Origin of the sequence: Micromonospora sp. DT43 (assembly GCF_049841645.1) — a bacterium.
Classification (GTDB): Bacteria; Actinomycetota; Actinomycetes; order Mycobacteriales; family Micromonosporaceae; genus Micromonospora.
In genome coordinates, this window is the sequence record NZ_JBNCKR010000010.1 from 18,235 (window position 1) to 44,192 (window position 25,958).

Sequence of the window (25,958 nt, forward strand, 5' to 3'; positions counted from 1 at the left end):
GGGCGGCGCGTCTCCGGCAGGCTCGGCGTTGCCGGATGCGGCACTAGGCGCGCGTGCTCCACTGCTGGTTGGCGCTGCCTTGGCAGGCCCAGAGGTGCAGTTGCGTTCCGTTGGCCGTGCCGGAGTTGACGGCGTCGAGGCAGAGCCCCGACTGGACTCCGGTGATGGTGCCGTTGGAGTTCAGGTTCCACTGCTGGTTGGGTTGGCCGTTGCAGTCCCAGATGATGACCGCCGTGCCGTTGCTGCTACCCGCCCCGCTGGCGTCCAGGCACTTGTTGCCGTAAACGGTCAGGGTGCGGCCGGAGGTGTGGGTCCAGCGCTGGTTGGTGCGACCGTGACAGTCCCACAGCGCCGGACGGGCCCCGTTGGTGGTGCTGGAGCCGGGGACGTCGATGCAGCGGCCGGACTGGCTGCCCGCGATCAGCACGTTCTGCTGGCCGGACGGCGGGGGAGTGCTCGGCGGGGGAGTGCTGGGCGGGGGGCTGGTGGGCGGCACGGTCGACCCGAACTGGCTGAAGAACCTCCACACCTCCTGCTTGACCCAGCTCCGCGCGCCGCTCTCACAGCCGGCACACCCGTCCACCGGGCCCTGCTGGTGGCCACCGTCGAAGGCGGCCCAGAGCACCGGATATCCGGCCCGACACGAGTAGGCGGTGGTGATGTGGGTCAGGCTGCCAGCCCTCGGTTCCGGCGGGTTCTGCGCGGCGCAACCGTTGTTCCGGACGAACCTGTCGCGCAACGACCGTCCGCTCGTGATGTTGTCGTTGATGCCGTGGATCCCCAGGTACGCCACTGGCTGGGTGCCACCGCTGCAGCCGCTGATCGCCCCCGGGGCGGCGATCGCCGCGACCGCACGGAACACGGTCGGCCGGGAACACGCCAACGAGTAGCTCATCGCCCCGCCGTAGCTGAACCCGACCGAGAAGAGTTGCGTGGTGTCGACGCAGAGCGCGTTCTCGATGACGCGGACCATGTCGTCGGTGAAGGTCACGTCCTCACCGTTGGAGTTGCCCCAGCCGTTACCGATGCCCTGCGGGGCGACGAAGATCGTGGTGTTGTTCGACTGGGAGAGCATGCCGTAGTAGGCCCACGGTGCTCCGTCGCTGCCGCCCGAGGCGACCTGCTCGGCGGTGCCCCCCAACCAGTGGAACCCGAAGGCCAGTCGGTGGGCGTAGGTGTTGTTGTAGTTGTCGGGCAGCCGAAGGATGAAGCTACGGTTCTTTCCGCTGCTCTGGATCGTGTGGGTGCCGTTGCTCAGACCGGGCGCCTTGCCGCAGCCCGCGGTGGTGGCGGCGGACGCCGATCCGCCGGCCATGAGGACGTACGCCCCGACGGCGACGAGAACCATGACCGCCATGGCGGCCCCTATCCAGGGGCTGGAGAGTTTGCGAAGTGGCACAGCTGCGACTCCTTGCGGTGGTGGTGGTGGACGAACATCGGTGGTTGGTTGTTGCTGCTGGCGTTCGGGATCACCGGCCAGCGATGGCGCCGTCGGCGGTCCTTCGCGGACAGTCGAGGGCACTGCCGACGCCGCGGCGTCCGGTTCTGGTCGCCGGGCCGCCGGCTGGCGGTGAGCCACGCCACAAATAGACTAGCATCGTCGTGTGACGTATGACGTCATCCGTCGCCGTGGAGCAGATTGCCGAGTCGAATCCGGCCTTCGGGATGCCCCCTCCGGCCACCCCGAACGAGCGTCTTCGATGCCTTGACACTCTAGATGGGATCGCTAACACTTGTCGGCAACACGTACTTAATGATCTGGACACATGGCGTCTGCCTCGCCGGCGACCCCGGTGTGGCACGTCACCCGCCATCCCCGGCGGCGCAGCCCGAGAACACAACGCCCCAGCGCTGTTAACGCTCACACGTGAAGTCGATCCGAGGGTGTTGGCACCCGCGACACCCGGCGAAGGTTCGAGGCGACGCAGGCATCCGCTCCGTCGTAGGGACCTCCCCGCTGAGTCGTCTGCCCCTCCGCGAAGGAGAAGGACCGATGTCGAGAGTCCTCGCCCGGCTCTACGCGGTGTCGCTCGCCGCGTGCCTGTTGTTCACCACCTGGTCGGTGGCGACGCCGAAGGAAGCAGCCGCGCTCGACCCGACCGTCGGCTACCTGATGGCGCACTTCACCGGCGAGTCCTCGACCGGCCAACAGATCTACCTCGCCCACAGCACCGACGGCCTGCGCTGGACTGACCTCAACAACGGCGGGCTCGTGCTGCGTTCCACAGTCGGCACCCGCGGCGTCCGCGACCCCGCCCTGGTCCGCTCGCCCGCCGGTGACCGGTACTGGATCATCGCCACGGACCTGTGCATCGGCTGCGGCCAGGACTGGTCGACGGCCATCAACAACGGCAGCCGCAACCTCGTCGTGTGGGAGTCCACCGACCTGGTCAACTGGTCGGCGCCGTGGCTGCTCAACGTCGCCGGCGCGATCCCGGACGGACGCAACGCCTGGGCCCCGGAGGCGATCTGGAACCCGGCCACCGGCGACTACGTCCTCTACTGGGCGACGAACGTCCCGCTCGACGGGGCGACCAAGCACCGCATCTACTACGCCCGCACGGCGGACTTCCGCACCATCAGCACGCCCCAGGTCTACCTCAACCGGCCCGGCAGCCAGGAGATCATCGACACCCAGATCGTCGAGGTGCCGGCCGGCGTCGGCGCCTACCGCTACGTCCGCGCCTCCCGGGACGGCCAGATCACCATCGAGGGCAGCAACTCCATCCTCGGCACCTGGACCAACCTCGGAAACCTGTCCGGCATCGGGCTGACCGGCTCCCAGGTCGAGGGGCCGATGTGGATGAAGTTCAACTCCCGTAACGAGTGGGTCCTCTACCTGGACCAGTACTCCAGCGGGCGCGGCTACCTGCCGGTCCTGACCACCGACCCGTCGAGCGTGGGCAGCTACCGGTTGCCCGCGTCCGGCTCGTACGCCATGGGTGGCACCAGGAAGCGGCACGGCTCAATCCTCAACCTGACCGCCGCCGAACAGAGCCGCGTGCTCGCCCGCTGGCCCGTCACGGCTGTCAACCGGATCCAGTCCTACAACTTCCAGGACCGGTATGTGCGGCACTACGACTACGACGTCCGCATCGACCCGAACGTCAGCCCTGCCCAGGACGGCCAGTGGCGGCTGGTGCCCGGCCTCGCCGGCGCCGGCACGGTCTCCATCCAGTCCGTCAACTACCCGGGCTACTACCTGCGCCACTACGGGTTCGACTTCCGGTTGGAAGCCAACGACGGCACCGCCACCTTCGCCGCCGACGCCACCTTCCGGCAGGTCGCCGGCCTCGCCAACTCCTCCTGGACGTCGTTCCAGTCGTACAGCCACCCGGACCGCTACATCCGGCACTACAGCTACCTGCTCCGGCTCGACCCGGTCAGCGACACGACTAGCCGCGCCGACGCCACCTTCCGCCTGACCACCTGAACGCCGACCGTCCCCCACATCGATTGGACCTGTCATGAAACGGAAAAGGCTGACCCACCGAGACGTTTCGCCGGGCTCCCGGCCGCTGCGCCGGCTCCTGATCGCCCTACTGAGCGCTCTGACCGCGCTGGTCGGCGTCGTCGTCGTCACGTCGTCGCCGGCCACTGCCGCCACCAGCCAGTTCCGCGGCATGAACTGGGCCATGCTGGGTGACAACTTCAAGACCAGCCCGCTCGTCGTGCAGGGCCTGAGCATGTCCGACAGCAACGCGACCGTACGGGCCAAGGCCAATGCCCTCTACGACGACATGGCCTCCACCATGGGGGTCAACACCGTCCGGCTGCCCATCAACACCCACACGGTGGGTACCGCCTGGTGGGAGGCGTACCGAGGCGCCATCGACGCCGCCACCGCCCGCGGCTTCAAAGTCATCCTCGCCTACTGGGAGGACGCCGCCGCCTCCGGCGGCAGAATCACGAACCTGGCCGCGTGGAACACGATGTGGTCAACGGTGACAAACACGTACGGCTCGAACCCCAACGTCTACTTCGAGCCGATGAACGAGCCGCACGGCTACAGCTCGACGGAGTGGCGCAACGTCGCCGCGAACTGGCTCAGCTACCACACCTCAGCGGTGCCCGGCCGGGTGCTGATCGGCGGCACCGGCTTCAGCCAGGACCTGCGCGACATCTGCAACGACAGCCGCTTCAACTCGACGCTGCTGTCCTTCCACTACTACGCCTTCTTCTACGGCGCGATGACCTACGACGGCTTCCGCAGCCACATCCAGGCCCGCCTCGGCAACTGCGCCTCCCGCGCGGTCGCCACCGAGTTCGGCGGCCCCATGAACGACGGTCGCAACTACGCCGACGCGGGCAGCACCGACAACTTCGTGCGCTACATCCGCGCGATGGCCCAGGTCATGCGGGACAACCAGATGGGCGGCACCTACTGGCCCGCCCTCGGCGGCAAGACCGGCACCATCGGCTACGACTGGTACTCGATGTTCGCCCTCACCGGCAGCGGCACCGACCTCAATCTGACCGTCCGCAACACCTCCGGCGCCGACCGGATCCGGTACGCCTGGGGCGACACCATCGGCGGCGGCGACCCGACGACGCCTCCGCCCACGACGGGAACGTTCTACCGGATCAACGTGCGGCACAGCGGCAAGGCCATGGACGTCCAGTCACCGAACACCGACAACGGCGCTCGCGTCGGCCAGTACACCTACGGTGGCAACGCCTGGCAGCAGTGGCAGTTCCAGGACGCCGGCAGCGGCTACTGGCGCATCATCAGCCGGAACAGCGGAAAGTGCCTCGACGTGGTGAGCGCGTCGACCGCCGACGGCGCTGAGCTCGTCCAGTACACCTGCGGCAGCGGCACCAACCAGCAGTTCCAGATGGTCACCAACGGCAGCTACTTCCAGCTCCGCGCCCGGCACAGCAACAAGTGCGTGGACGTGCCGGCGGCCTCGACCGCGGACGGCGTGATCCTCAAGCAGTACACCTGCAACACCGGCACCAACCAGCAGTGGTCGCGCACGGCGGTCTGACGGTCTTCTCGACGTGACGACCGATCCACGGTGACCCACACCCCCGGTACCGAGCTGGTGACCGGCACCGGGGGTGTGCGCCGTACCGACGCCGGAGGTGTCGGCATCGCAACGGCTGAGCCCGGCGATTCCCGCGTCAGGCGGCCCTGAGGTCGGCCGCGCCGAAGGAGACGGCGAACCGCTTGCACCAGATGGAGACGCTTCGGAAGTCGCGGGGGTCGACCGAGGCCGGTATCTCGTACACCTGGTTGCCCTTGTTGCCCTTGAGCCGGGCCAGTTCGACCCATTCGCCGTCATCGAACACCCGCCACCCGGCCCTGCCGACGGTGACCGGTTGGTCGCTCAGCCACACTCGCAGGTCCGGCCCGCTCGACGTACTCAGGTCTCGGATGACGAGCTGGTGACGCCCGTTGGCGAGCCGGTGGATCTCGGCGGTGCCGGTCGTGCCGTGCTCGTGCGTGACGAACTCGCCGGCGGTCAGGATCTCGTTCCCGGCCGGTGTCGCCGCCGGAGTGGCGGGAGCCGCGGGAGTGGCGGGAGTCGCGGACGCGAGGGTCGGCGCGGCCGAGGTCGTCGCCCGCACCGGGGGAACCGCCTCGTCGACGTACGTGTCGGTGAACAGCTTCCACGGCTGGAACCAGTAGAGGGCCAGAGCCGTCACGAGGACAGCGGAGGCGAGAGCGGTCCAGGCCGCGCGCGACCGGAAGATCCTTTTTCTCACCCCCGGAGCGTACGACCGTTGCCGTCGTCGGACCGGTGGCGAGCCCTTTCGGAACTCTTACGACGCTGCGGGGTGCCCGATCCCGCCCGCGTCAGCGCCAGCGGTCTGGCCGACGTGGTGGTCGAGTTTGGCGCGGAGCGTTTCGGCGAAGCCTTCGGCCGTGGCGAGTTGGTCGCGCAGTGCGGTGACGCGGGTGGTGGCGGCAATGTGGAACATGGCGAGCCGGTCGAGCAGGACGGCGCGGTCCGCGCCGGTGGCGGCGTCGAGGGCGTCGAGCAGGGCGAGGAGATCGCGCATCTCGTCGAGGGTGAAGCCGAGGGGTTTCATGCGTTTGACGACGGCGAGCCGGTCGAGGGGGCGACGGAGTGCCAGTCGAAGGTCGACACCGCCGCGATGATCATAACCGCGCGTCGTTCGTCCTCGGACCGCTCAGAGCCGCAGGTCACGGCGGTGATAGGCCCAGGTGCCCGCACCGGCTACGGCGAGTGCCACGGCCAGCATGACGGCCGTTGCTGTCCAGTTCGGCGGGCTGGCGGGCACTGCGGCGAGGTGCGCGTACGGTGTGAGCCAGCCAACCCACACGGGTGCGTGGACGCTGTCGGCGGTCACCTTGAGGAGGAACCCACCCGCGGTGGGCAGCATGCCGATGGTGGCAACGGCCCGGGGTGCCAGGCCGAGGGCGAGGGTGGCGGACGCGGCGCCGAGCAGCGCGACCGGCAGCACGTTTGCCGTGCCGGCGAGGGCGGCGGCCAGGGGCAGTTCGCCGCCGGCCAGCTCCACCCCGATCCACGTCGCCAGGGCCGCCACGGTGGCAAGTATGGCGGTGCCGGCGACGGTGGTGACCACCTCGGCCGTCAGCAGTCGGGCGCGGGGGAGCAGGCCCGCGTGCAGCAGGGTCAACCGTCCGGCGCTCTCCGCAGAGGCGAAGGCGGCCAGGCGTGCGGTCGCGAAGGCGCCGGTCGGGATGGCCAGCAGCGCGAACAGGGTGGCCGTATAACCCCGGGTCGTGCCCAGTCCGGCGAAGCCCGCCTGCGCGGCCAGGTCCGCGAAGCGGGGATTGTCGCTGAGGAAGCCCGTGAGCGAGTCGGCGAGCAGGCCGATCAGCAGGAAGTACGCGCCGATACCCGTCGACCACCCCGCGAGCGGTCGCATCATGCGTCGCACGGAGAAGGCGCCGATCGAGCCGAGGAGCCACCGGCGGGGCGCCCGGCCGGCCGGCGGGCGCAGCAGGCCGGCCCGGACGTCCCGCCTGGACGCGAGAATCAGCGCGGCGCATGCCAACACGACGGCGGCCGGCCCGAGCACGAGCAGCGGAGCCCAGTGGTCGTCGCGGTAGGGGCGGGTCAGAGCGAGCGGCCCGTACGGCGGCAACCACCGCAGCCCGGCCAGCCCCGGCACGCCGTCGCCGATCATGCGGGCGAGGAGCCCGACGCCGAGGAAGGCCAGGCTGGCGCCGCTGGCCCCGGCCCGCGTCGGGAAGACCTGCGCGGCGCAGGCCGCTACCGCAACGGCGAACAGCCCGGCAAGCGCCAGGCCGCCGGCGTGCAGCAGCGCCCCATTACGGGGCGTGCCGGCAGCCGTCAACGCTCCGCCGAGCAGGATCCCGGTCAGCGCCAGCACCGCAGCGAGAACCGCGAGGTGCCGGCCCAACAGCGCGGCCGGCGTCAACCGGCCGGCGAGTAGCAGGTCCCAACGGCCGCTCTCCTCCTCGCCCCGGGTGATGCGAATGGTCGCGAGCGCTCCCCAGGTGCTCAGCAGGACGGCAAGGACCGTGCCGGTGCGCCACACCGTGAACCCGCCGGCGGTGTCCAGGGCGACGGGTTCACCGAACAGAGTGCGGATCGCCGGATTTCCAGCGAGCGCGTCCAGCGCCTGGGCAGCCGCGGGGTCACCGACGGTGCGGGCGTAGGTGTTGACGACTAGGACGGACATGCCGACGGTCACCCCGACGACGGCGAGCGCCGGGCGGCGGAGTTGGCGGGCCGCGAGGCGGGTGACCATGCGGTGGCCCGTGTACGGCGGGACAGGGTTCATCGGCCGGCCTGACCGTAGTAGTCGAGGAAGATCTCCTCAAGGCTCGGCTCGCGGACGGTGAGGGCTGTGACGTCAGCGGCGGCGAGAGCGCGCAGCGCCGCGGCGGGCGGCCCGGTCAGGGAGAAGCGCACCACCGACTCGGCCTGGTCGAGAAGCTCCAGACCGGGCACGTCGCTCAGATCCGGGGCGGGGCCGGTGAACCGTGCGGTGACCTCGCTCTGGTGCAGGCGCCGCAGCTCAGGCACTGTCGCGACGTCGACGAGCCGCCCGTCGCGCAGGATGGCCACCCGATCGCAGACGGCCTCCACCTCGGCGAGTTGGTGCGAGCAGAGGAAGACAGTCTGCCCGTTGTCGCGCGCCTCGGCGACGGCCCTGCGGAACTGGAGCTCCATCAGCGGGTCCAGCCCACTTGTCGGTTCGTCGAGCACCAGCAGGCGAGCGCGGGTGGCGAAGGCGGCGACGAGCGCCACCTTCTGGCGGTTGCCGGTGGAGTACGTGCGGGCCGGTCGGGACAGGTCGAGGTCGAACCGCTCGACGAGGTCGGCGCGGTAGGCCAAGTCGGTGCCCGGGCCTGTGGCGGCGAGCAGCTCCAGCAGTTCCGCGCCGGTCAGCTGCGGCCACAGTGCCACGTCGGCCGGCACATAGGCCAGCAACTGGTGCGCGGCGGCCACGTCGCCGACGGGGACGTCGAAGATCCAGGCATGGCCTGCGGTGGGGCGGGCCAGGCCGAGCAGCAGGCGGATCGTGGTGGACTTGCCGGCGCCGTTGGGGCCGAGAAATCCGAAGACCTCACCAGCCTCGACGGTGAGGCTCAACCCGTCGAGAGCGTGGACCGCAACGTATTTCTTGCTCAACTGGTCGGTGCGAATGGCGGGAGTGGGCACGGCAGGCCTTCCGACGTATGCGGATGAGACTGCCGACCAGGCTTCCCGGCGCACCACCGCTCACCGTACTCGCGGCGGGCAAGCCGGGGAAGCCGCTGACCGAAGGGGCGGGACCGATCAGGGCTCGCCGGCCCGGGCGGCCGGGCGCGACGCCCGGGAGCCGCCCGGCTGGGTGGACGGCCGGCCGATATGATCGGCGGGATCCGTGGAGCGCCGGGAAGTCTGGTCGGCACCGGGAACGACCGTGCGCTTCGGAGGGTCATCGCATGCTGCTGCTGTGCTTCGCTGCCGTTCTGCTCGCCGCCGTACTGCTGTCGGCGCTCGCGCACCGCACCATCCTGTCCACCGCGGCCCTGTTCCTCGTGGCCGGTTTTGTCCTCGGCGAGGGCACCGCGGGCGTCCTGCACCTGCACGCCGACTCGTCGATCGTGGCGCAACTGGCCGAGCTGGCACTGTTCGCGGTGCTGTTCACCGACGGGATGCGGGTCGGTTGGGCGGACCTGCGCAGCGCGTGGCGGCTTCCCGGCCGCGCGTTGGGCTGGGGACTTCCGCTGACGCTGCTGGTCACCGCCGTGCTGGCGCACTACGTGGCCGGGCTCGGCTGGGCCGAGTCGCTGTTGATCGGGGCGATCCTGGCGCCCACCGACCCGGTGTTCGCTGCGGCCTTGGTCGGCAACGACAAGGTGCCTGCCCGGCTGCGCCACCTGCTCAACGTCGAGTCGGGGGTCAACGACGGCCTGGCCCTGCCGTTCGTGGTGGTCCTCCTGGCGATCGCGGCCGGATCGGACGATCTGCACCTCGCCAAGTTGGGCACCGAGTTGGCCGTCGGGCTGGCGATCGGCGTCCTGGTGCCGCTGGCCGCCATCGCGCTGGAGCGGACCCGACTCTTCGCCGCGTCGGCGGCGTACGCGCCGCTCAACGGGGTCGCGATCGGGCTGCTGGTGCTTGCCCTGGGTAAGGCGACGCACGGCAACCTGTTCCTGGCCGCGTTCGCCGCCGGCATCACGGTGGCCACGTTCGGGCCGCGCGAGCGGGCCGCGTTCGAGCACTTCGGGGAGAACGTCGCCGAGCTGCTCAAACTGGCCGCGCTGCTGGTGTTCGGTGCACTGATCTCGGTGGAGTTCCTCGCCGACATCTCCTGGACCGGGTGGGTCTTCGCGGTACTGGCCATCGTGGTGGCTCGCCCCCTCGCCCTATGGGTGTCCTTCCTGCGCTCCGGGCTGGGGCTACGTGAGCAGGCCGCGGCGATGTGGTTCGGACCTAAGGGCTTCGCCTCCGTGGTCTACGGCTTGCTGGTGCTGGAGTCCGGCATCGCCGCCGCCGACGAGGTCTTCCACCTGGTCGCCCTGACGATCGTCATCTCGATTCTGGCGCACTCCTCGACCGACGTCGTCATCGCGCGGGCATTCGACGACAGTGTCGAAACCCCGAACTGGCACGGTGTGCTCCGCCGGATCCAGCGGGGGCGGCGGCCAACGGCCGGGACGCGCCGGCGCGACGCCGCCGAGGCGGGAACCGTGCCTCCCGGCCGGGACGGCGGCGACGGCACGGCACCGGGGGATCAGACGAACACGAACTAGCGCGAGCAGAGGTACGCCTTCCACCGCCGGTTTCTCGCGCGGGCCGGGTCGGCGGCACCGGCACGACGCAGGCCAGCCTCAACCGCACCGTGATCGACGAAACTTTGCCGGTCAGTGCCCTGGTGCCGTCCGCCACTCCCACCCCTGCCGATCGCACCGGCGACCGGTGGCAGCTCCCCATTCGGGTCAGTCGCGCCGACGCCCCTGACCGGCCAGCCGCAGCATGTTGCAGACGTCGACGACACCGGGCACGTCCCAGGCCAGTTCCCCGGCGACCTGTCGAACGTCCGTGCCACTCACCGACCCGGAGAGCATGGCCACGCCGTTCTGCACGCGCACACTGATCTGCTGCCGCCGCGTGGTCCAGTCGATGCTCAGGCGCTGCGCGACCAACGCCTCGATGCGCAGATCTCCGCTGTCCGGTACGGGCTGCTCGCTCGTGTCGGCGAACCAGTTCTCGTCCGGTAGGGGCCAGGGCAGGTACACGTCGGTCTCCTCGTCTCTCTACTAGGTCAGGCGGCGCCTATTCCCTCCGTGCGTCCGTCAGCTCGGGGTTCCGCTGCCCGAGGGCGCGGACAGCACGGGTCGGGGCATTCGGGCGAGGGCCTCGTCGCGGCTGTCGAAGACCGGGAAAACCCCGTCGAGGCGCATCGTGTGCAGGACGGTGCGGATGAACCGCGACGGCGCGGCGAGGCAGAGCGTGACACCCCGCTCGCGGGCGTCGAGGTGGGCGCGCACCAGCAGACCGAGGCCGGTCGAGTCGATGACATGCACGCGACTGAGATCAACCACCACGGGACCGATCGCGTCGGCCGCGTCGCGCAGTGCGGCGCGCAGCGCGTCGCCCGTGTCGAAGTCGATGTCACCGGCCGCGGTGACGACTGTCGCGTCGTCGAGGTGGTCGATGCCGAGGATTCCGCCGGAACCGTGGCCCTCGCCCGAGGAGTGCCCGGGGCGGGCGGGCGAAAGCAGACTGCAGTGGGGGCAGCGGTGCGGGCCGGTGGCGAACGGGGAGCCGCTCCAGCCGTGCTCCGACACGAGGGTCCACACCACCTCCGCGTCGGGGAGTACGCACGCGGCGGCCGTGAGGCTGTCACCACAGGTGTCACAGATCAGTGTCATCAGGTGGTCGTCCGGGACGACGGTCATGCTGCTGGTCCTTCCTGTGCCCGGGAGGTCTGGCCGGCTGTGGCGGGAACGAGCCGTCCGTGCCCGGAGCCGCAGTGCTCGGCGCGGGCTCTGCCGAGAGCGACAAGCGTCGGCTCTGCCGGCGGCGACTCGTCCTGCGGCACCTGGCCACCGTGGATAGCCGGCGCCGGTCCGGTGACGATCGGTAGGACCTGGTCCAGGCGGGCATGGTGCAGAATGCGTTGGATCCGGTGGCTCGGGTTACGTACGACGAGGACCCCGTCCATGCGGGCCAGCCGTCGGTGTACGTCGAGCAGCAGGCCGATGGCGGCGGCGTCGATGTGCCGGCACCCGGCCAGGTCGACCACAACCCGCTGGGGGCGCAGGGCCAGCAGCCCGTCGAACGCGGCTCCGGTCTCCGCCAGGCAGGCCAGGTCGAGCTGAGTGATGGACACCTCGACCAGCGGCAGCGCGTACGACGTCGGTTGCAGTGGTCCCGTCACGGTCGTACCCCTCTCGTCGCGATTCTGGTCGCCTGTCACCGTGCCGGTCGGGCTTGGCGGTCACTGCGCGGATCTATGACAGTTGCGTGACAAATCCGCAGGCCGGCGGACACGATTGGCCCCGGCGCAGGTGGCCTGGGAATGATGCCGGGTATGACGGCCGTACTGGTGATCGAGGACGACGACCGGATCCGCCTGGCGCTGCTGCTCGCACTGGAGGACGAGGGCTACGACGCGGTGGGCGCGGCCACCGCCGAGGAGGGGCTGCGCGTGCAGCGCCGCGACCCAGCCGACTACGTACTGGTCGACCTGATGCTGCCCGGCCTCGACGGTTTCGAGTGCATCCGGCAGCTCCGTCGCGACGACGACGTGCCCATCGTGGTGGTCAGCGCCCGCGACGACACCCACGACATCGTCGCCGCCCTCGAAGCCGGCGCCGACGACTACCTCGTCAAACCCGTAGCGATCAAGGAACTGACCGCACGGCTGCGCGCCCTGCGCCGCCGCGCCCTTACCGGAGTCGGGGGACCGGCGCCGGATCCGGTACCCGTGCTGGCTTTCGGCGAGCTGGAGATCAGCCCCGACGCGGGGGAGGTACGCCGTGGCGGCCAGCCCGTCGCGGTGACCCGCACCGAGTTCCGGCTGCTGTGCGAGTTGGCCGAACACGCAGGCCGGGTGCTGTCGCGCCAGCAGTTGCTACAACGGGTCTGGGGGTACGACATCGGTGATGAGCGGCTGGTCGACGTGCACGTCGGCCGGTTGCGGCAGAAGATCGAGCCAGACCCGACGAACCCGCAGCATCTGGTCACCCTGCGGGGTCTGGGTTACAAGTTGCAGCGATGAGACGCCTCGGACTGCGTACCCGGGTCACCGCCGCGTTCGCCGTCGGTGCGCTCCTGCTCGCCGCCTCGATGGCTCTGGTCTCGTATGAGTTGACCCGCCGCTCCCTGATCGGCGAGCGGGAACGCGCCGCCCTGCGCGCGGCGTACTTCGACGCGACAGTCGTCCGTGCCGGGATCGACACCGACACTCCTGACGTCGTACAGGTGCTGCGGTCCTTGGACACTGGTGGCGGCCGCCGCCCGGTGCTGCACCTCAACGGTGAGTGGTACGCCCGCACCGCCGACCCCGGCCCCACCACCGCCATTCCCACCGACCTGCGACGCGTCGTGGCGTCCGGGAACCCGGCGGTGCAGCGGGTACGGGTGGACGGCCAGCCCGTCCTCGTGGTCGGCGTGCCGCTGTCCGCCACGGCGGCGTACTTCGAGGTCAACTCCCTGCGTGAGCTGGAGCAGACGGTCCAGGTCCTGGCGCTCGCGCTGACCACCGTGGCCGTCATGATCGCCGGATCCGGTGCGGCGCTCGGCTGGTACGCCACCCGGCACGGGCTCCGCCCGCTGACCGCGGTCGCCGACGCGGCCGAGAAGATCGCCGCCGGTGACTTCACCGCCCGCCTCGACCCGGCCAGCGACCCCGACCTGACCCGGTTGTCCTCCTCGTTCAACCAGATGGTCGACCGCCTCGCCCACCGCATCGAGCGCGACCGTCGCTTCGCCGCCGACGTCAGCCACGAACTGCGCTCGCCGCTGCAGACCCTCGCCGCCGCGGCCAGCGTCCTGGCGCGTCGGCGGGAACATCAGGACGAGCGGACGGCGATGGCGGCCGGGCTCGTAGCCGACGAGATCGACCGCTTCCAGCGGCTGGTCAATGATCTGATCGACCTCGCCCGCAGCGACCAGGCCGCCCACCGGGCCCCCGTGGAGGTGGCAGTGCTGGCCCGGGAAGCCTGCACCGCGCTCGACCTACCCGTGTCGATCGTCCACCTCGCACCGGAGGTGCCGGCGACCTGGCTGGTCGAGCGGCGGCGCGTCGCGCAGATCCTGGCCAACCTGCTGGACAACGCCGTGACCTACGGGGGCGGACCGACGTTCCTCCTGCTCGACCGCGACGGCAAAGCCGGCGTCATCGAGGTCCACGACGGCGGCCCGGGTGTGCCCGTCGAGGACCGTGAGATGATCTTCGACCGCTTCGTACGGGGGCGGGCGGCCCACACCCGTGGCGCCGGCGACGGCACCGGGCTCGGCCTCGCGCTGGTCGCCCAGCACGCCGCCGCACACAGCGGAGACGTCACCGTCGCCGACCGTCCCGGCGGTGGCGCCCGCTTCCGCGTCACCCTGCCGGAGAGCCTGAGATGAACCGCCGCCACCTCCTCACGGTGGGGCTCGTCGCGCTGCTCACCGGTTGCGGCATCCCTACCGACGACACACCCCGCGTCGTGCAACCGCCGCGCGGGCCGTTCCCGACCTCGGCCCCCGTCGACAGCGCGCCGGCGGGCCCCGCCACCGAGACCCTCTGCCTGGTCCGCGACAACCGGATCATCCCGGTGCTCCGGCGCGTCGACCGTCCCGCCAGCATCGACGACCAGCTGCGGGACCTGCTCGCCGGGCCCACAGCGGCCGAACGCGACACCGACCTCACCAGCGCGTTGCCCGGAGCGGTCAATGGCGTCGGTGTGACGCTGACCGGCAGCCAGGCCCGGGTCGCGGTCGACGAACCCGGCGACGACGCCGGTCGCAGCGACGAGGTTCTCGCCTTCGGTCAGATCGTCTGCACCCTGACGAGCCGCGGCGACGTCACCGCCGTGGCGTTCCTCCGCGACGGCAAGCCGCTGGGTGTGCCCCGCGCCGACGGATCGCTGTCGGAACAACCGCTCAGCCGCGCCGACTACGCCCCACTGATCACCTCACGGTGAGCCGCCCACCCGAGTGCGTCGCCCGCTTGCCGATCGGCGGTCCTCCCGTGCACGCCGCCCGTTGCCGGCTGCCCAGGCTGATAGGTTGACCCAGGTGTGCCGGGAAGTCTGGTCGGCGTTGCGATGACGGCTGACCAGAACCGGAGAAGCACTGAATGAGCACCCTGGCCTGGATCGCGGTGGCCGTGTTCGCCGCCGCCTACGTCCTCATCGCCACCGAGAAGATCAATCGGGTGGCGGTGGCCCTGGGTGGTGCGTCGATCATGCTGGCGATCGGGGCCACCGACGCCGAGCACGCGTTCTTCTCCGAAGAGGCGGGCATCGACTGGAACGTCATCTTCCTGCTGCTGGGGATGATGCTGATCGTCGGCGTGCTGAAACGCACCGGCCTGTTCGAGTACCTGGCGATCTGGAGCGCCAAGAAGGCCCGGGGACGCCCGATCCCGATCATGGTGATCCTTGTCGTGGTGACCGCCGTGGTGTCGGCGGCGCTTGACAACGTCACCACGGTGCTGCTGGTGGCGCCGGTGACGCTGCTGGTGTGTGAGCGGCTCGGTGTGCCGCCGGTCCCGTTCCTGATCGCCGAGGTGATGGCGTCCAACATCGGTGGTGCGGCCACCCTGGTCGGCGACCCGCCGAACATCATCATCGCCAGCCGGTCGGGGTTGAGTTTCACCGACTTCCTGAACGTCATGGCCCCGCTGGTGCTGATCGTGCTCGTCGTGTTCATCGGGCTGTGCCGGATCATGTTCCGCAGGGCGTTCCGCTACGACGCCGAGCGCGCCGCCAGGGTGATGGCGCTGCGGGAGGCGGACGCGATTCGCGACCCCCGCCTCGTGGTGATCAGCCTGGTGGTGCTCGGCACGGTGCTTGTCGCGTTCAGTCTGCACACGGTGCTGCACCTGGAGCCGTCGGTGGTGGCGATACTCGGCGGCCTGCTGCTCCTGGCGTTGTCCCGGCTGGACGCCGAAGACGTGGCCAAGGAGGTCGAGTGGCCGACGCTTGTGTTCTTCGCCGGCCTGTTCATCATGGTCGGGGCCCTGGTCGCCACCGGAGTGATCGACAGCATCGCCCGGTCGGCCACCGAGGCCGTTCAGGGCAAGCTGTGGCCGGCCACCATGTTGCTGCTGTGGGCGTCGGCGGGGCTGTCGGCGATCGTGGACAACATCCCGTACGTGGCGACGATGAGCCCGATCGTGAGCGAGCTGGTGAACGCCGAGGGCGGGCTCGACAAGGCTCAGGTGCTGTGGTGGGCGCTCGCCATCGGGGCTGACTTCGGCGGCAACGCCACCGCCGTCGGCGCGTCGGCGAACGTGGTGGTGCTCGGCATCGCCGACCGCGCCGGGCACAAGATCACATTCTGGGGATTCACCAAGTACGGTCTGATCGTCACCGTGATCTCGGTGGCGATCGCGGTGCCGTACCTGTGGCTGCGGTTCTTCTGACGCTCAGGTGCCGAGCATCCGGTCGAGCAGCCCGTCCAGGGTGATCGCGCCGGTCATCACCCGGTCGCGGTCGACGACCGCGACCAGCGGCACATTCGATCGGGCCATCACCGAGGCGACTTCGAGCAGGGTGGCGTCGACGCTGACCGCCGGCAGGTCCGGACGGTTGCGGGGCAGCAGGTCCGCGACGGTGCGCTCCCCGATGCCCTCCAGGATCACGTCGGCAGCGGCCTCGTCGATAACCCGGGCCAGGGCGGGATCGTCCTGGCAGTAGGACGGCAGCGCCATCCGCAGCACCTGCGTGCCGGCCAGCACCGTCGAGGGGCGGCCCATGGTGTCCACCACGATCAGGCCGGGCAGGTCCTGCGCCGCCAGGATCCGCGCGGCCTCCCGGGCCGGCATGTCCTCGGTAACGGTGTCCATCTGGATCGCCACATCGCTCGCGCGCACACACCGACGATACGCCCGGGCCGCCGCCTCGACCGCGCCGATTCCGCGTGTCAGCCCGCCTACGGCCGACCTACTGCTGGTAGACGTCGGGAACGTCGTCGCGGTCGCTGTCGACCTGCTCGGCCTCGTAGATCTGCCGGTACGCGCGATCGCGTGCCCGCAGGACGACCGTGGCGAGCGCGGCGGCGATCAGGGAGCCCGCCAGTACGGCGATCTTGACCCGGCCGTCGGCGTCGCTGCCGATGCCGAAGGCGAGTTCGCCGATCAGCAGCGAGACGGTGAACCCGATGCCGGCCAGCACGGCCAGCCCGACCACGTCGATCCAGGCCAGCCCCGCGTCCAGCCGGGCCCGGGTGAACCGGGCGACGAGCCAGGTCGCCAGCAGGATGCCGATCGGCTTGCCGACGACCAGGCCGAGCATGATGCCCACGGCGATCGGGTCCATGGCGGCCCGCGCCAGGCCGTCGAGCCCGCCGACGGCCACCCCGGCGGCCATCAGCGCGAACACCGGCACCGCGACACCTGCGGAGATCGGCCGGAACCGGTGCTCGAAGTGCTCGGCCAGGCCGGGTCCCGGGCCGGCCCCCTTGGAGCGCAGCACCGGTACGGCGAAGGCGAGCAGCACTCCGGCGACTGTGGCGTGCACACCGGAGGCGTGCACAAGCGCCCAGGTCGCGAACGCCAGCGGCAGGAGCAACCACCATGAGCGCACCCGACGCTGCACCAGCAGCGCGAACAAGCCCAGCGGCACCGCCGCGGCCAGCAGCGGCAGCACCGACAGGTGGGCGGTGTAGAAGACCGCGATGATGACGATCGCCAGCAGGTCGTCCACCACCGCCAGGGTCAGCAGGAAGGTGCGCAGCGCGCTCGGCAGATGCCTGCCGATCACCGCTAGTACGGCGAGGGCGAACGCGATGTCGGTGGCTGTCGGAACCGCCCAGCCCTGCACCGCGCCGCCCCAGTTCACCACCGTGTACAGCAGGGCCGGCACGAGTACGCCGCCGACGGCGGCGGCGACCGGCACGACGGCGCGGCGGGGATCGCGCAGGTCGCCGGCGACGAACTCGCGCTTCAGTTCGAGGCCGGCGACGAAGAAGAAGATCGCCAGCAGTCCGTCGGACGCCCACATCGCCAGTGACAGGTCGAGGTGCAGCGCGTGGGGCCCCACGGTGAGCGCCGTCATCGCTTGGTAGCGGTGCGCCCACGGCGAATTGGCCCAGATCAGCGCCACGACGGCGCCGATCAGCAACAGCGCGCCGCCGATCGTCTCCTTGCGCAGCACGTCGGCGATGCGGCGTGCCTCAGCCCAGGAACCACGACCGAGGACACGAGGAGATGACGGGGGATTGGACGTCACAGGCGGGCCAGCTTTCGAGAAGACGGGTCGGAGCCACTGCCGACCAGACTTCCCGGCGCACCGGAACCCATCCTACCGGGACCTTTCGCCGCGCAACCCTCGACCGCCCACTGCCGGCGGTGCGTCGTCGGCCACCAGAACCCGTTTCAACCGACCGGGTCCGTGGGTACGCTCCCACCCGGCTGATCATCCGATCGACGGAGACCCTCGTGATCATGGCTCTGCTGCTCGACCTCGCCAACATCGTTGGTGGCTTTCTGCTCGCCGTCGCCGTCCTGCGACTGTTGCCACGCGTCGGTGACGACCTGGGCCGCCTCGCCGGTCGGGCGGCCCCGATCGCGTGGGTGGTCGGCCTCGTGGCGCTCGTGACCGGCGGCTACTACCTCATCGTCCACCTGGTCTCCGGTCCCCGGGTGTTCCACTTCGAAGTGGTGGGGATCGGTGTGGGACTCGCCCTGTTGTGGAGCCGGCTGACCGGGCGGCCAGCGTCACGTGAGGAGCGGTCGGACGGCGCGACCGGAGTCCGCCTGCTGCTCGCGATCTTCGGTCTCATCGCGATCGTCGTCGGCATCCAGGGGCTGTTCACGCCGGACGGCTGATCGAGCCCGCGCGCCCGGCCCACCCGTGTGGCGTTCGCCCACAGGCGGGGTGTCACCCCGGCGGTCATCGCCGGTCGCCAGCAATTCCCCTATCGAGGAGAGCTCCATGTCGGCTCAGGCATTTCTCTACATCGTCGCGGTCATCCTGATCGTGCTCGCCGCCCTGCCCCTGCCCACCCGGGGTGTCTCGTTCGCGCTGCTGGGTGCCGCGTGCGCCCTGCTCGCCTATGCCTGGCCGGTGATCACGGCCTGATTTCTCGTCGGTGTGGTCGGTGGCCGGCAGCACGCGCACGAGATGCTGCCGGCCGGCGGACGGCTCTTTGGGGTCAGGAGGTAGCGGACGGCCGCGCTGCCCCGGTGCTCACGGCGCTGGCGAAAAGGAGCACCACCGCCGGCAGGAACGCGCCTCCGATGCCCAGCCCGAGGAGCAGCCCCCACCCGGTGATGACCAGCGCGGCGGCCAGGTCGGCGACCACCGCCAGCCGGCCGATCCGCTGTGCGAGAAGCGGCAGCAACGCGGCGACGACGGGCACCCCGAGCAGATAGCCGGCGGCGGCCCCGGAGTCGTCCACGGTGTAGGGGGTCAGCACGGCGGCGACCAGCACGGTGATTCCCAGGGCCGACAAGCGCAGGACCGGCCGAGCGTCGTCCGGTTTGCGGACCAGGACGACGACACCGACGAGCAGGACGGCCACGACCGCACCGATGGTCGCCACACCGATCATCACGCTCTCCTCGGCTGCCGCAGGTGGTGTGCCATCGAAGACCGCGGATCGCTGCCTCCGCGTGCCACGATACGGCCGGTCGTGCTCGCCGCACGAGGTCCGAGGGACAATGTTCCCCGGTCAGCTGGCCAGGCCGAAGTGGTGGGTGAGCGCGGCGCGCAGGGTGTCCGCGTCCCCGGCGGACCACGCGACGAAGCAGTCGGGGCGTACGAGCAACGCGGTCGCGGTCGTGCCCCGCAGCGCTCCGGAGACGACGTCGACCCGGTCGCGCCAGGGCGCGGCCACCTCGGCGTAGGCACCCGTGGAATCCAAGAGCAGCGGCCGGGCGGTACGCGTCAGCTCGGCGAGGCGTACGGCGCCGTGGTCGCCGTGCACCACCACGTCAGGAGCGGGCCGGCCGGCCAACGGGTCGGCGGGGTCGGCGGGGTAGCGGATGTCCGCGCCGGACATCAGCGCCGCGATGTGCCCGGTCACCTCCGGCGTGCGCAGCAGTTCGGCGAAGAGTTCCCGCAGGCCGGTGATCTCGTCGCCGGGGCCGATGAGCGCCGACTGTGCCCGGGTGGACATGACCACCCGCTCGGCGACGGGGCGGCGCTCGGCCTCGTACGTGTCGAGCAGCCCCGATGGCGCCCAGCCGCGCACGGTGGCTGCGAGCTTCCACCCCAGGTTGGCGGCGTCCTGCAGGCCCAGGTTGAGCCCGGGGCCGCCGATCGCCGGGTGCACGTGCGCGGCGTCGCCGACCAACAGCACCCTCCCGGCGCGGTAGCGGGCGGCGATGCGGGTGTTCTGGCCGGTCAGCCGCCGCAGCAGGCCGGAGTCGTCCGGCGGGCCGATGGGGACGTCGGCGCCGAGTACCCGGGCGAGGCTGGCGCGTAGCTCCGCCAGGCTCATCGGGGCCTCGTCGTTGGTCGGCACGTCGGGCCATTCCGTCGTGCTCAGGATCGCCGGGCGGCCGGGAAACGGGGCCCAGGCGATCATGCCGCGCTCGGTGCGGGTGTGCTGGAACGGCGGGACGACGCCGTAGCCGGGGACGAGCAGGCCACCGGTCTCGGGGTCGAGGGATGACGCGGGGACGGTCACGGTGGCGGTGCGGGAGACCGACCTGTCGAACGTGGTGCCGGGGAAGTCGATGCCGGCGAGGCGGCGCGCCACGCTGCGGCCACCGTCTGCGCCGACGAGGAAGCGGGCGGTGAGCTGCGTACCGTCGGCGAGGTGAACCTCGACCGCGTCGGGGCGTTGGCGAAGGTCGACGACCTCGTGGCCGCGGCGCAGGTCGACTCCGAGTTCGGCCGCTCGGGCGGCGAGGGTGGCCTCGAGCTGGGCCTGCGGCACGCCGAGCACGTAGTGCGGGTTCTCCGCGAGCATCGTGAGATCCAGCGGGAACGCGCCGAAGACGAAGGCCGGTTGGGGGGCCGGTGGGGTGTTCTCGCCACTGAGCCGCGTGTAGAGGCCACGCCTGTCGAGCAGGCGGACGACCTGGCCGACGACGCCGTTGGCGCGAGGCTCGCGGGTGGGTGTGGCGTGGCGTTCGAGGACGACCGGGCGGACGCCGGCGAGGGCCAGTTCACAGGCGAGCATGAGGCCGTTGGGGCCGGCTCCGACGATGAGGACATCGATCATGGTGGTGATCCCTTCGGGGCGTGCGTCATCGCCCCGCCAGGCGCGGCACGTGGCCGGCCCACCGTGGGGTGTGACGCTGCGGGAGACGTGGGGGAGCGGCTCTGCCCCGAGCGAGGGGCAGGGCGTCAGCGGGGTGGCGCCGGAAGGCCGGCGGCGACCTGGGTGAAGGCGTCGGTGATGAGGCGCTCGATCGGGGTGGGCGGATCGGGGCTGTCGAGATAGTGCTGCATGGCGACGGCGACGGCGGCGCTGGCGGCGGCCGCGACGAGCCGGGGATACATGTCGGTGGCGAGGTCGGTGCCGGTGCGCTCGGCGACCGCGGCGGCCAACTCGGCCTCGGCGATCGCGACGGCGCGCAGTCGCTCGCCCTGCAGGGCGGGCTCGGCGAGCATGGTGCGGACGCCTGCCACCCACTGGGCGTGTGCGGGGGACGGCATCGCGTCGACCTCGGGGCCGCGCGTGAACTGCTCCAGCGCGGCCTGGGTGAGCGCCGCCCAGAGCGGCTCGTCGGCGGGACGCTCGCGCAGCGCGGCGGCGGTGCGCAGGCTGCGGTCGAGGTGGCGGGAGGCGATCGCCTCGGCCTTGCTGGAGAAGTAGTTGTTGAAGGTACGCGGGGAGACCCCGGCCGCCTCGGCGATGTCCTCGACGCGGACGTTGTCGTAGCCGCGCTCGGCGGTCAGGTGGATGGCAGCCCAGCCGAGCGCCGCCCGCGTCTCGGCCTTTTTGCGCTCCCGTAGCCCCGTCATGCCACCACGGTAGCACTAGTTGCGTGTCCCGCAAAAATGCGCGTCACGCAAGTAAGCGTCACCGGCCCGAGCCCGATCGACGCGGGCCTGTCGATACCTGGTTCCCCGCCGTTCGGCGGTACGTCGACTCGGCTCGATATGGTGCGCAGGCCGCCACCGACGGCGGTTCTGTGCGAAGGGGAGTCGATGTCCAGGACAACGCACTGGTCGGCACGTGGCCTGGGCGCCCTCGCGGTCGCGGTCGCGCTGGTCGTGGCCCTGCTGCCGGTCACTCCGGCGGTCGCCGCGAACGTGGCGTTCAGGGCGGCGACGCTGAACATCTACAACGGGCTGAGTCAGGCCGACTTCGTGCACGACCTGAACCTGATCGCGTCCAACGCCGACCTCGTCGGTCTCAACGAGGTCGGTAACCGCAAGGCGTTCCTGGAGAGCTGGGCCACCGACAACGGCTGGTGGTTGTACGCGCCGGGCGGGACCAACCAGGCCGGCGAGGCGCTGATCGCCAGAAAGGGCATGTTCGACGTCGTCGGTAAGGGCTCGATCTTCGTCTGTGACACCAACGGGCCGGGCGAGGTGCCGCCCGCGCGGTACAACAACTGGGTCACCTACCGGCACCGAGCCACTGGCCGTACCGTTACGCACATCAATGCCCACGCGGTGGCCGGCATCGAAACCGCCGGTCGGCCGGAGGACCTGCCGCGCACCCGGTGCGCCGAGGCGCAGTTCCAGGGCCTCAAGGATCTGGCGATCGACAAGCAGGGTCAGGGGCAGGTCATCGTGAGCGGCGACCTCAACGTCGACTTCAGCGCGGACCGCAGCTTCGGGTACGCGAAGTTCCCGTGGCAGGTCTTCGAGGCCAACGAACTGCCGAACCTGCGCTCCAACTACAACCTCTACGGCGAGAAGAGCACCGGAACGCACGGGAGTCGGCACATCGACTACGTCTACTTCTGGAAGCGGCTGCCGGAGTACCAGCTCATGTGGATGACCGGCTACGACATCGTCGGCGGCACCCGGTCCGACCACAACGGCGTCGTCGCGACGTTCTCCATCCAGAGCTGACGCGGTGCGGGCCGGCCGCTCTCGGCCGGCCCGCACCGCTGGTCAGAACACGGTCCGCCGCAGTCAGGGTGCCCAGGGGGAGGCGATGTTCCAGGTGCTGTCGGGCGCCCAGAGGGTGGGCGTGTTGTAGGCGTCACCGCCCGTGCCGTTGCTGAGCCAGACCTCCGAGTTGTGGTGCCGGAGGTACCTGCCACGAAGGTTGTACGACTCCAGCGAGACGCCGCTTCCGGTCAGCCCCACACGGGCGCACCAGGTGGCGTCGGCCCGCAGGAGTGCTGACCCGTCGTTCGGCGAGTTGCGGACCCGGGAATCCTGGTGCCGCAGGTACTGACCGGGATAGTTGACCGACTCGAGGGAGTAGCAGGCGCCGTCGGCTCAGTGGTTGTTGTTGAGCCAGATGCACGAGTTGTCGCTGCCCGTCCACCGCCAGCAGAGGTGGTCGCGGGTCTGCGGCCCGTACTCGCCGTCGGCAGAGATTCTGAGGTCGGCCTGGACGCTGCGCAGCGCGCTCTGGGTGTAGCCGCCGAAGTCGTTGTCGACCCCGTTGGGGCCGAGGTACCTCCCGTAGATCCCCGTCAGGGTCCGCTGCAGCTCACCGACGCCGGAACTGTGGTCGCCGCGGATCAGCAGGCAGTTGAAGTTGATGGTGCTGCTGACGTACGCCGGGATCCAGGCCGTGGCGCCCCGGGCTCCCGACCAGGTGGAGGTGTAGACGCCCGCGCCGTTGCAGTGCGGCAGAGCGGCCTGGGCCGGCGAGGAGATCGCCACCGCGCCGCCCACGGTGGTGACGGCGAGCACGGCGGTGAGACCGAGGCGGAGGAGACGTCGGAGCATGGGAACCCCCTGGTCGAGGTGTGGGTCGCACGCGCAACGCTGCGGCGCGCGGCTTGCCTCACCATCGTTTCGTCCGGCGCGCGGCCCGGACAGGAGCCGGACCGGAGATTGACCGGCACTTCGGGGCTTGTCAGCCCAGCGCGGCGAGCTTGGCGTCGAGTACGCCGGTGTCGGCCTCGCCCAGCGACACGAGGATGTCCAGCGCCCGCTGCCAGGCCGAGCGGGCCGGGGTGGCGTCACCGGCGGCCAGGTGGGCGTCACCGAGGCTCATCAACGCGTCCGCCTCCAGCCGTCGGTGACCGATGTCGCGGCGCAGGCGGACCGCGTGCTCGAAGCAGGCGACCGCTTCCGTGGACGCGTCGAGCTGAAGGTGGGCGTGCCCGAGGCTGGCCCAGGTGATCGCCTGGCCGAGCACGTTGTCGACCGACCGGAACAGGGCGAGAGCCTGTTCGCAGCTCTCGATCGCGGCGTGGTGGTCGCCCAGTTGGCTGTGCGACCAGCCGACCGCGTTGAGCGCGAACGCCTGGCCGGTGACGTGTCCGGCCTGCCGGTGCAGGCGCAGCGCCTCCCGGGCGTGGCCGAGCGCCTCCGCGGGCTGGCCGGCACGGTCGCGGATCCACCCGAGGTTGAGCTCGACCCGGGCCTGCCCGGCGAGGTCGCCGAGACGCCGGTACCTGTCGTACGCCAGCTCCAGGTGGCGCCGCGCGTCGTCGTACTGGTGCAGCGAGATGTCGGCGAAGCCGAGCACCCCGTGGGCGTACGCCTCGGCCCGGTCGTCGGCCAGCCGGACCGCCGCCGACAACGCCGCCCGCAAACTGCTGGTCCAGTCCTCCCAGTAGCCGCCCTGGTTGAGGTAGGTGGTGATCGCCCAGGCGAGGTGGCTCGTGTGGCGGTCGAAGCCGTGGTCGCCCGCCAGCCGCACGGCCGAGAGCAGCACCTGGTGCTCGTCGGCGAACCACCACATGGCCTGGTCACGATCGTCGAGCGGCACCGACGCGACCCCGGGGCCCGGCGGGTCGACAGGCAGCCGGTCCCGCTGCGGATAGAGCAGCTCGTCGGCGGCGTACGCGACGGACAGGTAGTGGTCGAGCAGGCGGGAACGGGCAGCGTGACGATTCGCCTCGCTGTCCTCGGCAGCCGTCAGCTCGGCGGCGTACGCGCGGAGCAGATCGTGGTACGTGAACCGCCCGGGACGGTGCTCGCTGAGCAGGTGTGCCCGGGTCAGCTCGGTCAGGTGCCGGTGGGCCTGGGCGGGCGCGATCCCCGCGATGCTGGCGGCGGCCGCGACGGCGAAGTCGGGGCCCGGATGGACGCTGAGCAGCCGGAACAGCCGGGCGGTGTGCGCGTCGAGGGTCCGGTACGACCAGGACATGACGAGCCGCAGGTTGGTGACGGGTTCACCGCCGTCGAAGGCGTCCAGGCGCCCGGACACCGGGCGCAGGTTCGCCGCGAGCTCCATCAGGCGGAAACCGGTGTTGATGGCGGCCCGGGCGGCCACCACTGACAGCGCCAGGGGCAGACCGGAGGAGGCGCTGACGATCGCGTCCACGGCATCCGGCTCGGCGGTCACGCGCGCCGCGCCGAGGCGTCGGGTCAGCAGTTCACGGGACTCGCCCCCGGACAGGACGTCCAGGGTGAGCGGATGGGCGCCGTTCACGCTGACCAGACCCAGGAACTGGTCGCGACTGGTGACGAGGACGAAGCAGCCCGGCGCGCCCGGCAGCAGCGGGCGTACCTGGTCGGCGTCACCGGCGTTGTCCAGGACGACAAGCACCCGGCGGCCGCCGAGCAGGCTGCGATAACGCGCCACCTGTTCGTCCAGGGTGGTCGCCGGGCGGTCACCGGGGCCCGCGAGGGCGTTGACGAATCCGGCGAGCGCCGTGCTCGGGCTGACCGGGACGCCGCCCGGGTCGAAGCCGCGGAGGTTGACGTAGAGCTGACCGTCGGGAAAGTGCGCGGCGACGCGGTGTGCCCAGTGCACCGCGAGCGCGGTCTTACCCACTCCGGCCGTGCCGGAGACGATCGCGAGGCCCATCGCGGTCGGCTGCTCCACCGCCCCGGCCAGGATCTCGTCGAGGCGGGTCAGCGCGCCCGCTCGGCCGACGAAACCGAAGCCGTCCGCGGGCAACTGCGCCGGAACACCGCTGGTGGGAGCCGGCGTCGGCGTACCGGCGAGGAACCGGTCCCGTCGCACGCCCCGTAGGCCGAAGGCGTCTGCCAGCAGCAGCATCGTCGCGGGTCGCGGCCGCGCGATCCGGCCCGCCTCCAGGTCCCGGAGGTGCCGGACCGACAGCCCCGTCTTCGCGGCCAGGTCCTCCTGCGTCAGCGCGCTGTGCCGCCGCAGCTCCTGTACGGCCTCCCCGAACACGTGACTCACCGTATCGACGGTGTGCAGTGTGGACAATCGGCCATACGACGCAAGACCACGAGCCGCGGTGTCCGCCCGTTGTCACCCTCGGGCCCCGTGGACACAATGGTCGTGATCGTCGTCGGTCGGTGCTCGACGAGCGCCGGTGTCGGCGGCACGTCG

At 70.9% G+C, this 25,958-nt stretch carries 24 protein-coding genes and 2 pseudogenes; 10 read left to right on the top strand and 16 right to left on the bottom strand.

The annotated features are described in order from the left end of the window. Positions 1-43: 43 nt before the first annotated feature. Entirely contained in the window at positions 44-1,357 is a 1,314-nt protein-coding gene (locus tag ACLQ26_RS22380) for a ricin-type beta-trefoil lectin domain protein (protein WP_425746281.1), read from the bottom strand. 636 nt (positions 1,358-1,993) lie between these two features. Between ACLQ26_RS22380 and ACLQ26_RS22385 the strand changes: the two genes are divergently transcribed. Both ACLQ26_RS22385 and ACLQ26_RS22390 read left to right on the top strand, forming a co-directional pair. After that, positions 1,994-3,433, top strand: coding sequence for a glycoside hydrolase family 43 protein (locus tag ACLQ26_RS22385; RefSeq protein WP_425746282.1), 1,440 nt, complete (start codon positions 1,994-1,996; stop codon positions 3,431-3,433). A gap of 34 nt (positions 3,434-3,467) precedes the next feature. Then, the gene (locus tag ACLQ26_RS22390) at positions 3,468-4,988 is read left to right on the top strand and encodes an RICIN domain-containing protein (RefSeq protein WP_425746283.1); all 1,521 of its coding nucleotides are present in this window, start codon (positions 3,468-3,470) and stop codon (positions 4,986-4,988) included. 136 nt (positions 4,989-5,124) lie between these two features. Here ACLQ26_RS22390 and ACLQ26_RS22395 read toward each other — a convergent pair whose 3' ends face one another. The 4 genes and pseudogenes from ACLQ26_RS22395 to ACLQ26_RS22410 all read right to left on the bottom strand — a co-directional run bounded on the left by ACLQ26_RS22395 (position 5,125) and on the right by ACLQ26_RS22410 (position 8,627). Next, positions 5,125-5,709, bottom strand: coding sequence for a DM13 domain-containing protein (locus ACLQ26_RS22395; protein ID WP_425746284.1), 585 nt, complete (start codon positions 5,707-5,709; stop codon positions 5,125-5,127). A 57-nt stretch (positions 5,710-5,766) separates the two neighbouring features. Next, positions 5,767-6,126 (bottom strand): annotated as a pseudogene (locus ACLQ26_RS22400) (MerR family DNA-binding protein); the annotation flags it as partial. A gap of 12 nt (positions 6,127-6,138) precedes the next feature. Continuing rightward, positions 6,139-7,743: a hypothetical protein gene (locus ACLQ26_RS22405; protein WP_425746285.1), complete on the bottom strand. Its 1,605-nt coding sequence runs from the start codon at positions 7,741-7,743 to the stop codon at positions 6,139-6,141. Further along, on the bottom strand, positions 7,740-8,627 hold the full coding sequence (locus tag ACLQ26_RS22410) for an ATP-binding cassette domain-containing protein (RefSeq protein WP_425746286.1): 888 nt from the start codon (positions 8,625-8,627) through the stop codon (positions 7,740-7,742). The genes ACLQ26_RS22405 and ACLQ26_RS22410 overlap by 4 nt, the downstream gene beginning before the upstream one ends. 266 nt (positions 8,628-8,893) lie before the next feature. On the opposite strand from ACLQ26_RS22410, the gene ACLQ26_RS22415 reads away from it, so the two are divergent. Next, positions 8,894-10,207, top strand: coding sequence for a cation:proton antiporter (locus ACLQ26_RS22415; protein ID WP_425746287.1), 1,314 nt, complete (start codon positions 8,894-8,896; stop codon positions 10,205-10,207). Positions 10,208-10,393: 186 nt separating this feature from the next. Here ACLQ26_RS22415 and ACLQ26_RS22420 read toward each other — a convergent pair whose 3' ends face one another. From ACLQ26_RS22420 to ACLQ26_RS22430, 3 genes are read right to left on the bottom strand one after another with little or no spacing between them, the layout of a single operon-like run. Continuing rightward, positions 10,394-10,693, bottom strand: a complete 300-nt coding sequence (locus ACLQ26_RS22420) for a BON domain-containing protein (RefSeq protein WP_425746288.1) — start codon at positions 10,691-10,693, stop codon at positions 10,394-10,396. Positions 10,694-10,750: 57 nt separating this feature from the next. After that, positions 10,751-11,356, bottom strand: a complete 606-nt coding sequence (locus ACLQ26_RS22425) for an STAS domain-containing protein (RefSeq protein ID WP_425746289.1) — start codon at positions 11,354-11,356, stop codon at positions 10,751-10,753. Next, entirely contained in the window at positions 11,353-11,838 is a 486-nt protein-coding gene (locus ACLQ26_RS22430; RefSeq protein ID WP_425746290.1) for an STAS domain-containing protein, read from the bottom strand. Before ACLQ26_RS22430 ends, ACLQ26_RS22425 begins: the two co-directional genes overlap by 4 nt. 153 nt (positions 11,839-11,991) lie before the next feature. On the opposite strand from ACLQ26_RS22430, the gene ACLQ26_RS22435 reads away from it, so the two are divergent. The 4 genes from ACLQ26_RS22435 to ACLQ26_RS22450 all read left to right on the top strand — a co-directional run bounded on the left by ACLQ26_RS22435 (position 11,992) and on the right by ACLQ26_RS22450 (position 16,035). Beyond that, positions 11,992-12,681, top strand: coding sequence for a response regulator transcription factor (locus ACLQ26_RS22435; protein WP_425746291.1), 690 nt, complete (start codon positions 11,992-11,994; stop codon positions 12,679-12,681). After that, on the top strand, positions 12,678-14,033 hold the full coding sequence (locus ACLQ26_RS22440) for a sensor histidine kinase (RefSeq protein ID WP_425746292.1): 1,356 nt from the start codon (positions 12,678-12,680) through the stop codon (positions 14,031-14,033). Before ACLQ26_RS22435 ends, ACLQ26_RS22440 begins: the two co-directional genes overlap by 4 nt. Beyond that, on the top strand, positions 14,030-14,590 hold the full coding sequence (locus tag ACLQ26_RS22445; protein WP_425746293.1) for a GerMN domain-containing protein: 561 nt from the start codon (positions 14,030-14,032) through the stop codon (positions 14,588-14,590). Before ACLQ26_RS22440 ends, ACLQ26_RS22445 begins: the two co-directional genes overlap by 4 nt. Before the next feature lie 155 nt (positions 14,591-14,745). Beyond that, positions 14,746-16,035 carry an SLC13 family permease gene (locus tag ACLQ26_RS22450; RefSeq protein ID WP_425746294.1) on the top strand — a complete coding sequence of 430 codons (1,290 nt, stop codon included), beginning with the start codon at positions 14,746-14,748 and terminating at the stop codon, positions 16,033-16,035. A 3-nt stretch (positions 16,036-16,038) separates the two neighbouring features. Here the strand turns inward: ACLQ26_RS22450 and ACLQ26_RS22455 are convergent, their stop codons facing one another. Both ACLQ26_RS22455 and nhaA read right to left on the bottom strand, forming a co-directional pair. Beyond that, complete coding sequence (locus tag ACLQ26_RS22455; protein ID WP_425746295.1) at positions 16,039-16,485, bottom strand: CBS domain-containing protein; 447 nt, start codon at positions 16,483-16,485, stop codon at positions 16,039-16,041. Between the two features lie 70 nt (positions 16,486-16,555). Further along, positions 16,556-17,842, bottom strand: a complete 1,287-nt coding sequence (gene nhaA, locus ACLQ26_RS22460; protein ID WP_425746296.1) for a Na+/H+ antiporter NhaA — start codon at positions 17,840-17,842, stop codon at positions 16,556-16,558. Positions 17,843-18,057: 215 nt separating this feature from the next. On the opposite strand from nhaA, the gene ACLQ26_RS22465 reads away from it, so the two are divergent. Together ACLQ26_RS22465 and ACLQ26_RS22470 are read left to right on the top strand one after the other, a co-directional pair. After that, entirely contained in the window at positions 18,058-18,441 is a 384-nt protein-coding gene (locus ACLQ26_RS22465) for a hypothetical protein (protein WP_425746473.1), read from the top strand. 106 nt (positions 18,442-18,547) lie between these two features. Continuing rightward, the gene (locus tag ACLQ26_RS22470; protein WP_425746297.1) at positions 18,548-18,694 is read left to right on the top strand and encodes a hypothetical protein; all 147 of its coding nucleotides are present in this window, start codon (positions 18,548-18,550) and stop codon (positions 18,692-18,694) included. 73 nt (positions 18,695-18,767) lie between these two features. Here the strand turns inward: ACLQ26_RS22470 and ACLQ26_RS22475 are convergent, their stop codons facing one another. From ACLQ26_RS22475 to ACLQ26_RS22485, 3 genes are all read right to left on the bottom strand, one after another. After that, positions 18,768-19,166, bottom strand: a complete 399-nt coding sequence (locus tag ACLQ26_RS22475; protein WP_425746298.1) for a hypothetical protein — start codon at positions 19,164-19,166, stop codon at positions 18,768-18,770. A gap of 120 nt (positions 19,167-19,286) precedes the next feature. Beyond that, on the bottom strand, positions 19,287-20,786 hold the full coding sequence (locus ACLQ26_RS22480) for an FAD-dependent monooxygenase (protein WP_425746299.1): 1,500 nt from the start codon (positions 20,784-20,786) through the stop codon (positions 19,287-19,289). A 125-nt stretch (positions 20,787-20,911) separates the two neighbouring features. Then, positions 20,912-21,532: a TetR family transcriptional regulator gene (locus ACLQ26_RS22485; protein ID WP_425746300.1), complete on the bottom strand. Its 621-nt coding sequence runs from the start codon at positions 21,530-21,532 to the stop codon at positions 20,912-20,914. A gap of 186 nt (positions 21,533-21,718) precedes the next feature. On the opposite strand from ACLQ26_RS22485, the gene ACLQ26_RS22490 reads away from it, so the two are divergent. After that, positions 21,719-22,594, top strand: coding sequence for an endonuclease/exonuclease/phosphatase family protein (locus tag ACLQ26_RS22490; protein ID WP_425746301.1), 876 nt, complete (start codon positions 21,719-21,721; stop codon positions 22,592-22,594). Positions 22,595-22,657: 63 nt separating this feature from the next. Here the strand turns inward: ACLQ26_RS22490 and ACLQ26_RS22495 are convergent. The 3 genes and pseudogenes from ACLQ26_RS22495 to ACLQ26_RS22505 form a co-directional block, all read right to left on the bottom strand. Further along, positions 22,658-22,957: pseudogene (locus ACLQ26_RS22495) on the bottom strand (AbfB domain-containing protein); the annotation flags it as partial. A gap of 12 nt (positions 22,958-22,969) precedes the next feature. Continuing rightward, positions 22,970-23,428, bottom strand: coding sequence for a peptidoglycan-binding domain-containing protein (locus ACLQ26_RS22500; protein WP_425746302.1), 459 nt, complete (start codon positions 23,426-23,428; stop codon positions 22,970-22,972). Positions 23,429-23,558: 130 nt separating this feature from the next. Further along, positions 23,559-25,805 carry an ATP-binding protein gene (locus ACLQ26_RS22505; protein ID WP_425746303.1) on the bottom strand — a complete coding sequence of 749 codons (2,247 nt, stop codon included), beginning with the start codon at positions 25,803-25,805 and terminating at the stop codon, positions 23,559-23,561. Positions 25,806-25,958 lie beyond the last annotated feature (153 nt).

What these genes read in the sequence shown, in the direction of transcription:
- ACLQ26_RS22390 (WP_425746283.1), top strand. Translation starts at nt 3,468, where the DNA reads ATGAAACGGAAAAGGCTGACCCACCGAGACGTTTCGCCGGGCTCCCGG.
- ACLQ26_RS22465 (WP_425746473.1), top strand. Translation starts at nt 18,058, where the DNA reads ATGGCTCTGCTGCTCGACCTCGCCAACATCGTTGGTGGCTTTCTGCTC.
- ACLQ26_RS22380 (WP_425746281.1), bottom strand. Translation starts at nt 1,357, where the DNA reads ATGGCGGTCATGGTTCTCGTCGCCGTCGGGGCGTACGTCCTCATGGCC.
- ACLQ26_RS22470 (WP_425746297.1), top strand. Translation starts at nt 18,548, where the DNA reads ATGTCGGCTCAGGCATTTCTCTACATCGTCGCGGTCATCCTGATCGTG.
- ACLQ26_RS22490 (WP_425746301.1), top strand. Translation starts at nt 21,719, where the DNA reads ATGTCCAGGACAACGCACTGGTCGGCACGTGGCCTGGGCGCCCTCGCG.
- ACLQ26_RS22500 (WP_425746302.1), bottom strand. Translation starts at nt 23,428, where the DNA reads ATGCTCCGACGTCTCCTCCGCCTCGGTCTCACCGCCGTGCTCGCCGTC.
- ACLQ26_RS22405 (WP_425746285.1), bottom strand. Translation starts at nt 7,743, where the DNA reads ATGAACCCTGTCCCGCCGTACACGGGCCACCGCATGGTCACCCGCCTC.
- ACLQ26_RS22435 (WP_425746291.1), top strand. Translation starts at nt 11,992, where the DNA reads ATGACGGCCGTACTGGTGATCGAGGACGACGACCGGATCCGCCTGGCG.
- ACLQ26_RS22480 (WP_425746299.1), bottom strand. Translation starts at nt 20,786, where the DNA reads ATGATCGATGTCCTCATCGTCGGAGCCGGCCCCAACGGCCTCATGCTC.
- ACLQ26_RS22440 (WP_425746292.1), top strand. Translation starts at nt 12,678, where the DNA reads ATGAGACGCCTCGGACTGCGTACCCGGGTCACCGCCGCGTTCGCCGTC.
- ACLQ26_RS22415 (WP_425746287.1), top strand. Translation starts at nt 8,894, where the DNA reads ATGCTGCTGCTGTGCTTCGCTGCCGTTCTGCTCGCCGCCGTACTGCTG.
- ACLQ26_RS22485 (WP_425746300.1), bottom strand. Translation starts at nt 21,532, where the DNA reads ATGACGGGGCTACGGGAGCGCAAAAAGGCCGAGACGCGGGCGGCGCTC.
- ACLQ26_RS22475 (WP_425746298.1), bottom strand. Translation starts at nt 19,166, where the DNA reads ATGATCGGTGTGGCGACCATCGGTGCGGTCGTGGCCGTCCTGCTCGTC.
- ACLQ26_RS22385 (WP_425746282.1), top strand. Translation starts at nt 1,994, where the DNA reads ATGTCGAGAGTCCTCGCCCGGCTCTACGCGGTGTCGCTCGCCGCGTGC.
- ACLQ26_RS22450 (WP_425746294.1), top strand. Translation starts at nt 14,746, where the DNA reads ATGAGCACCCTGGCCTGGATCGCGGTGGCCGTGTTCGCCGCCGCCTAC.
- ACLQ26_RS22425 (WP_425746289.1), bottom strand. Translation starts at nt 11,356, where the DNA reads ATGACCGTCGTCCCGGACGACCACCTGATGACACTGATCTGTGACACC.
- ACLQ26_RS22445 (WP_425746293.1), top strand. Translation starts at nt 14,030, where the DNA reads ATGAACCGCCGCCACCTCCTCACGGTGGGGCTCGTCGCGCTGCTCACC.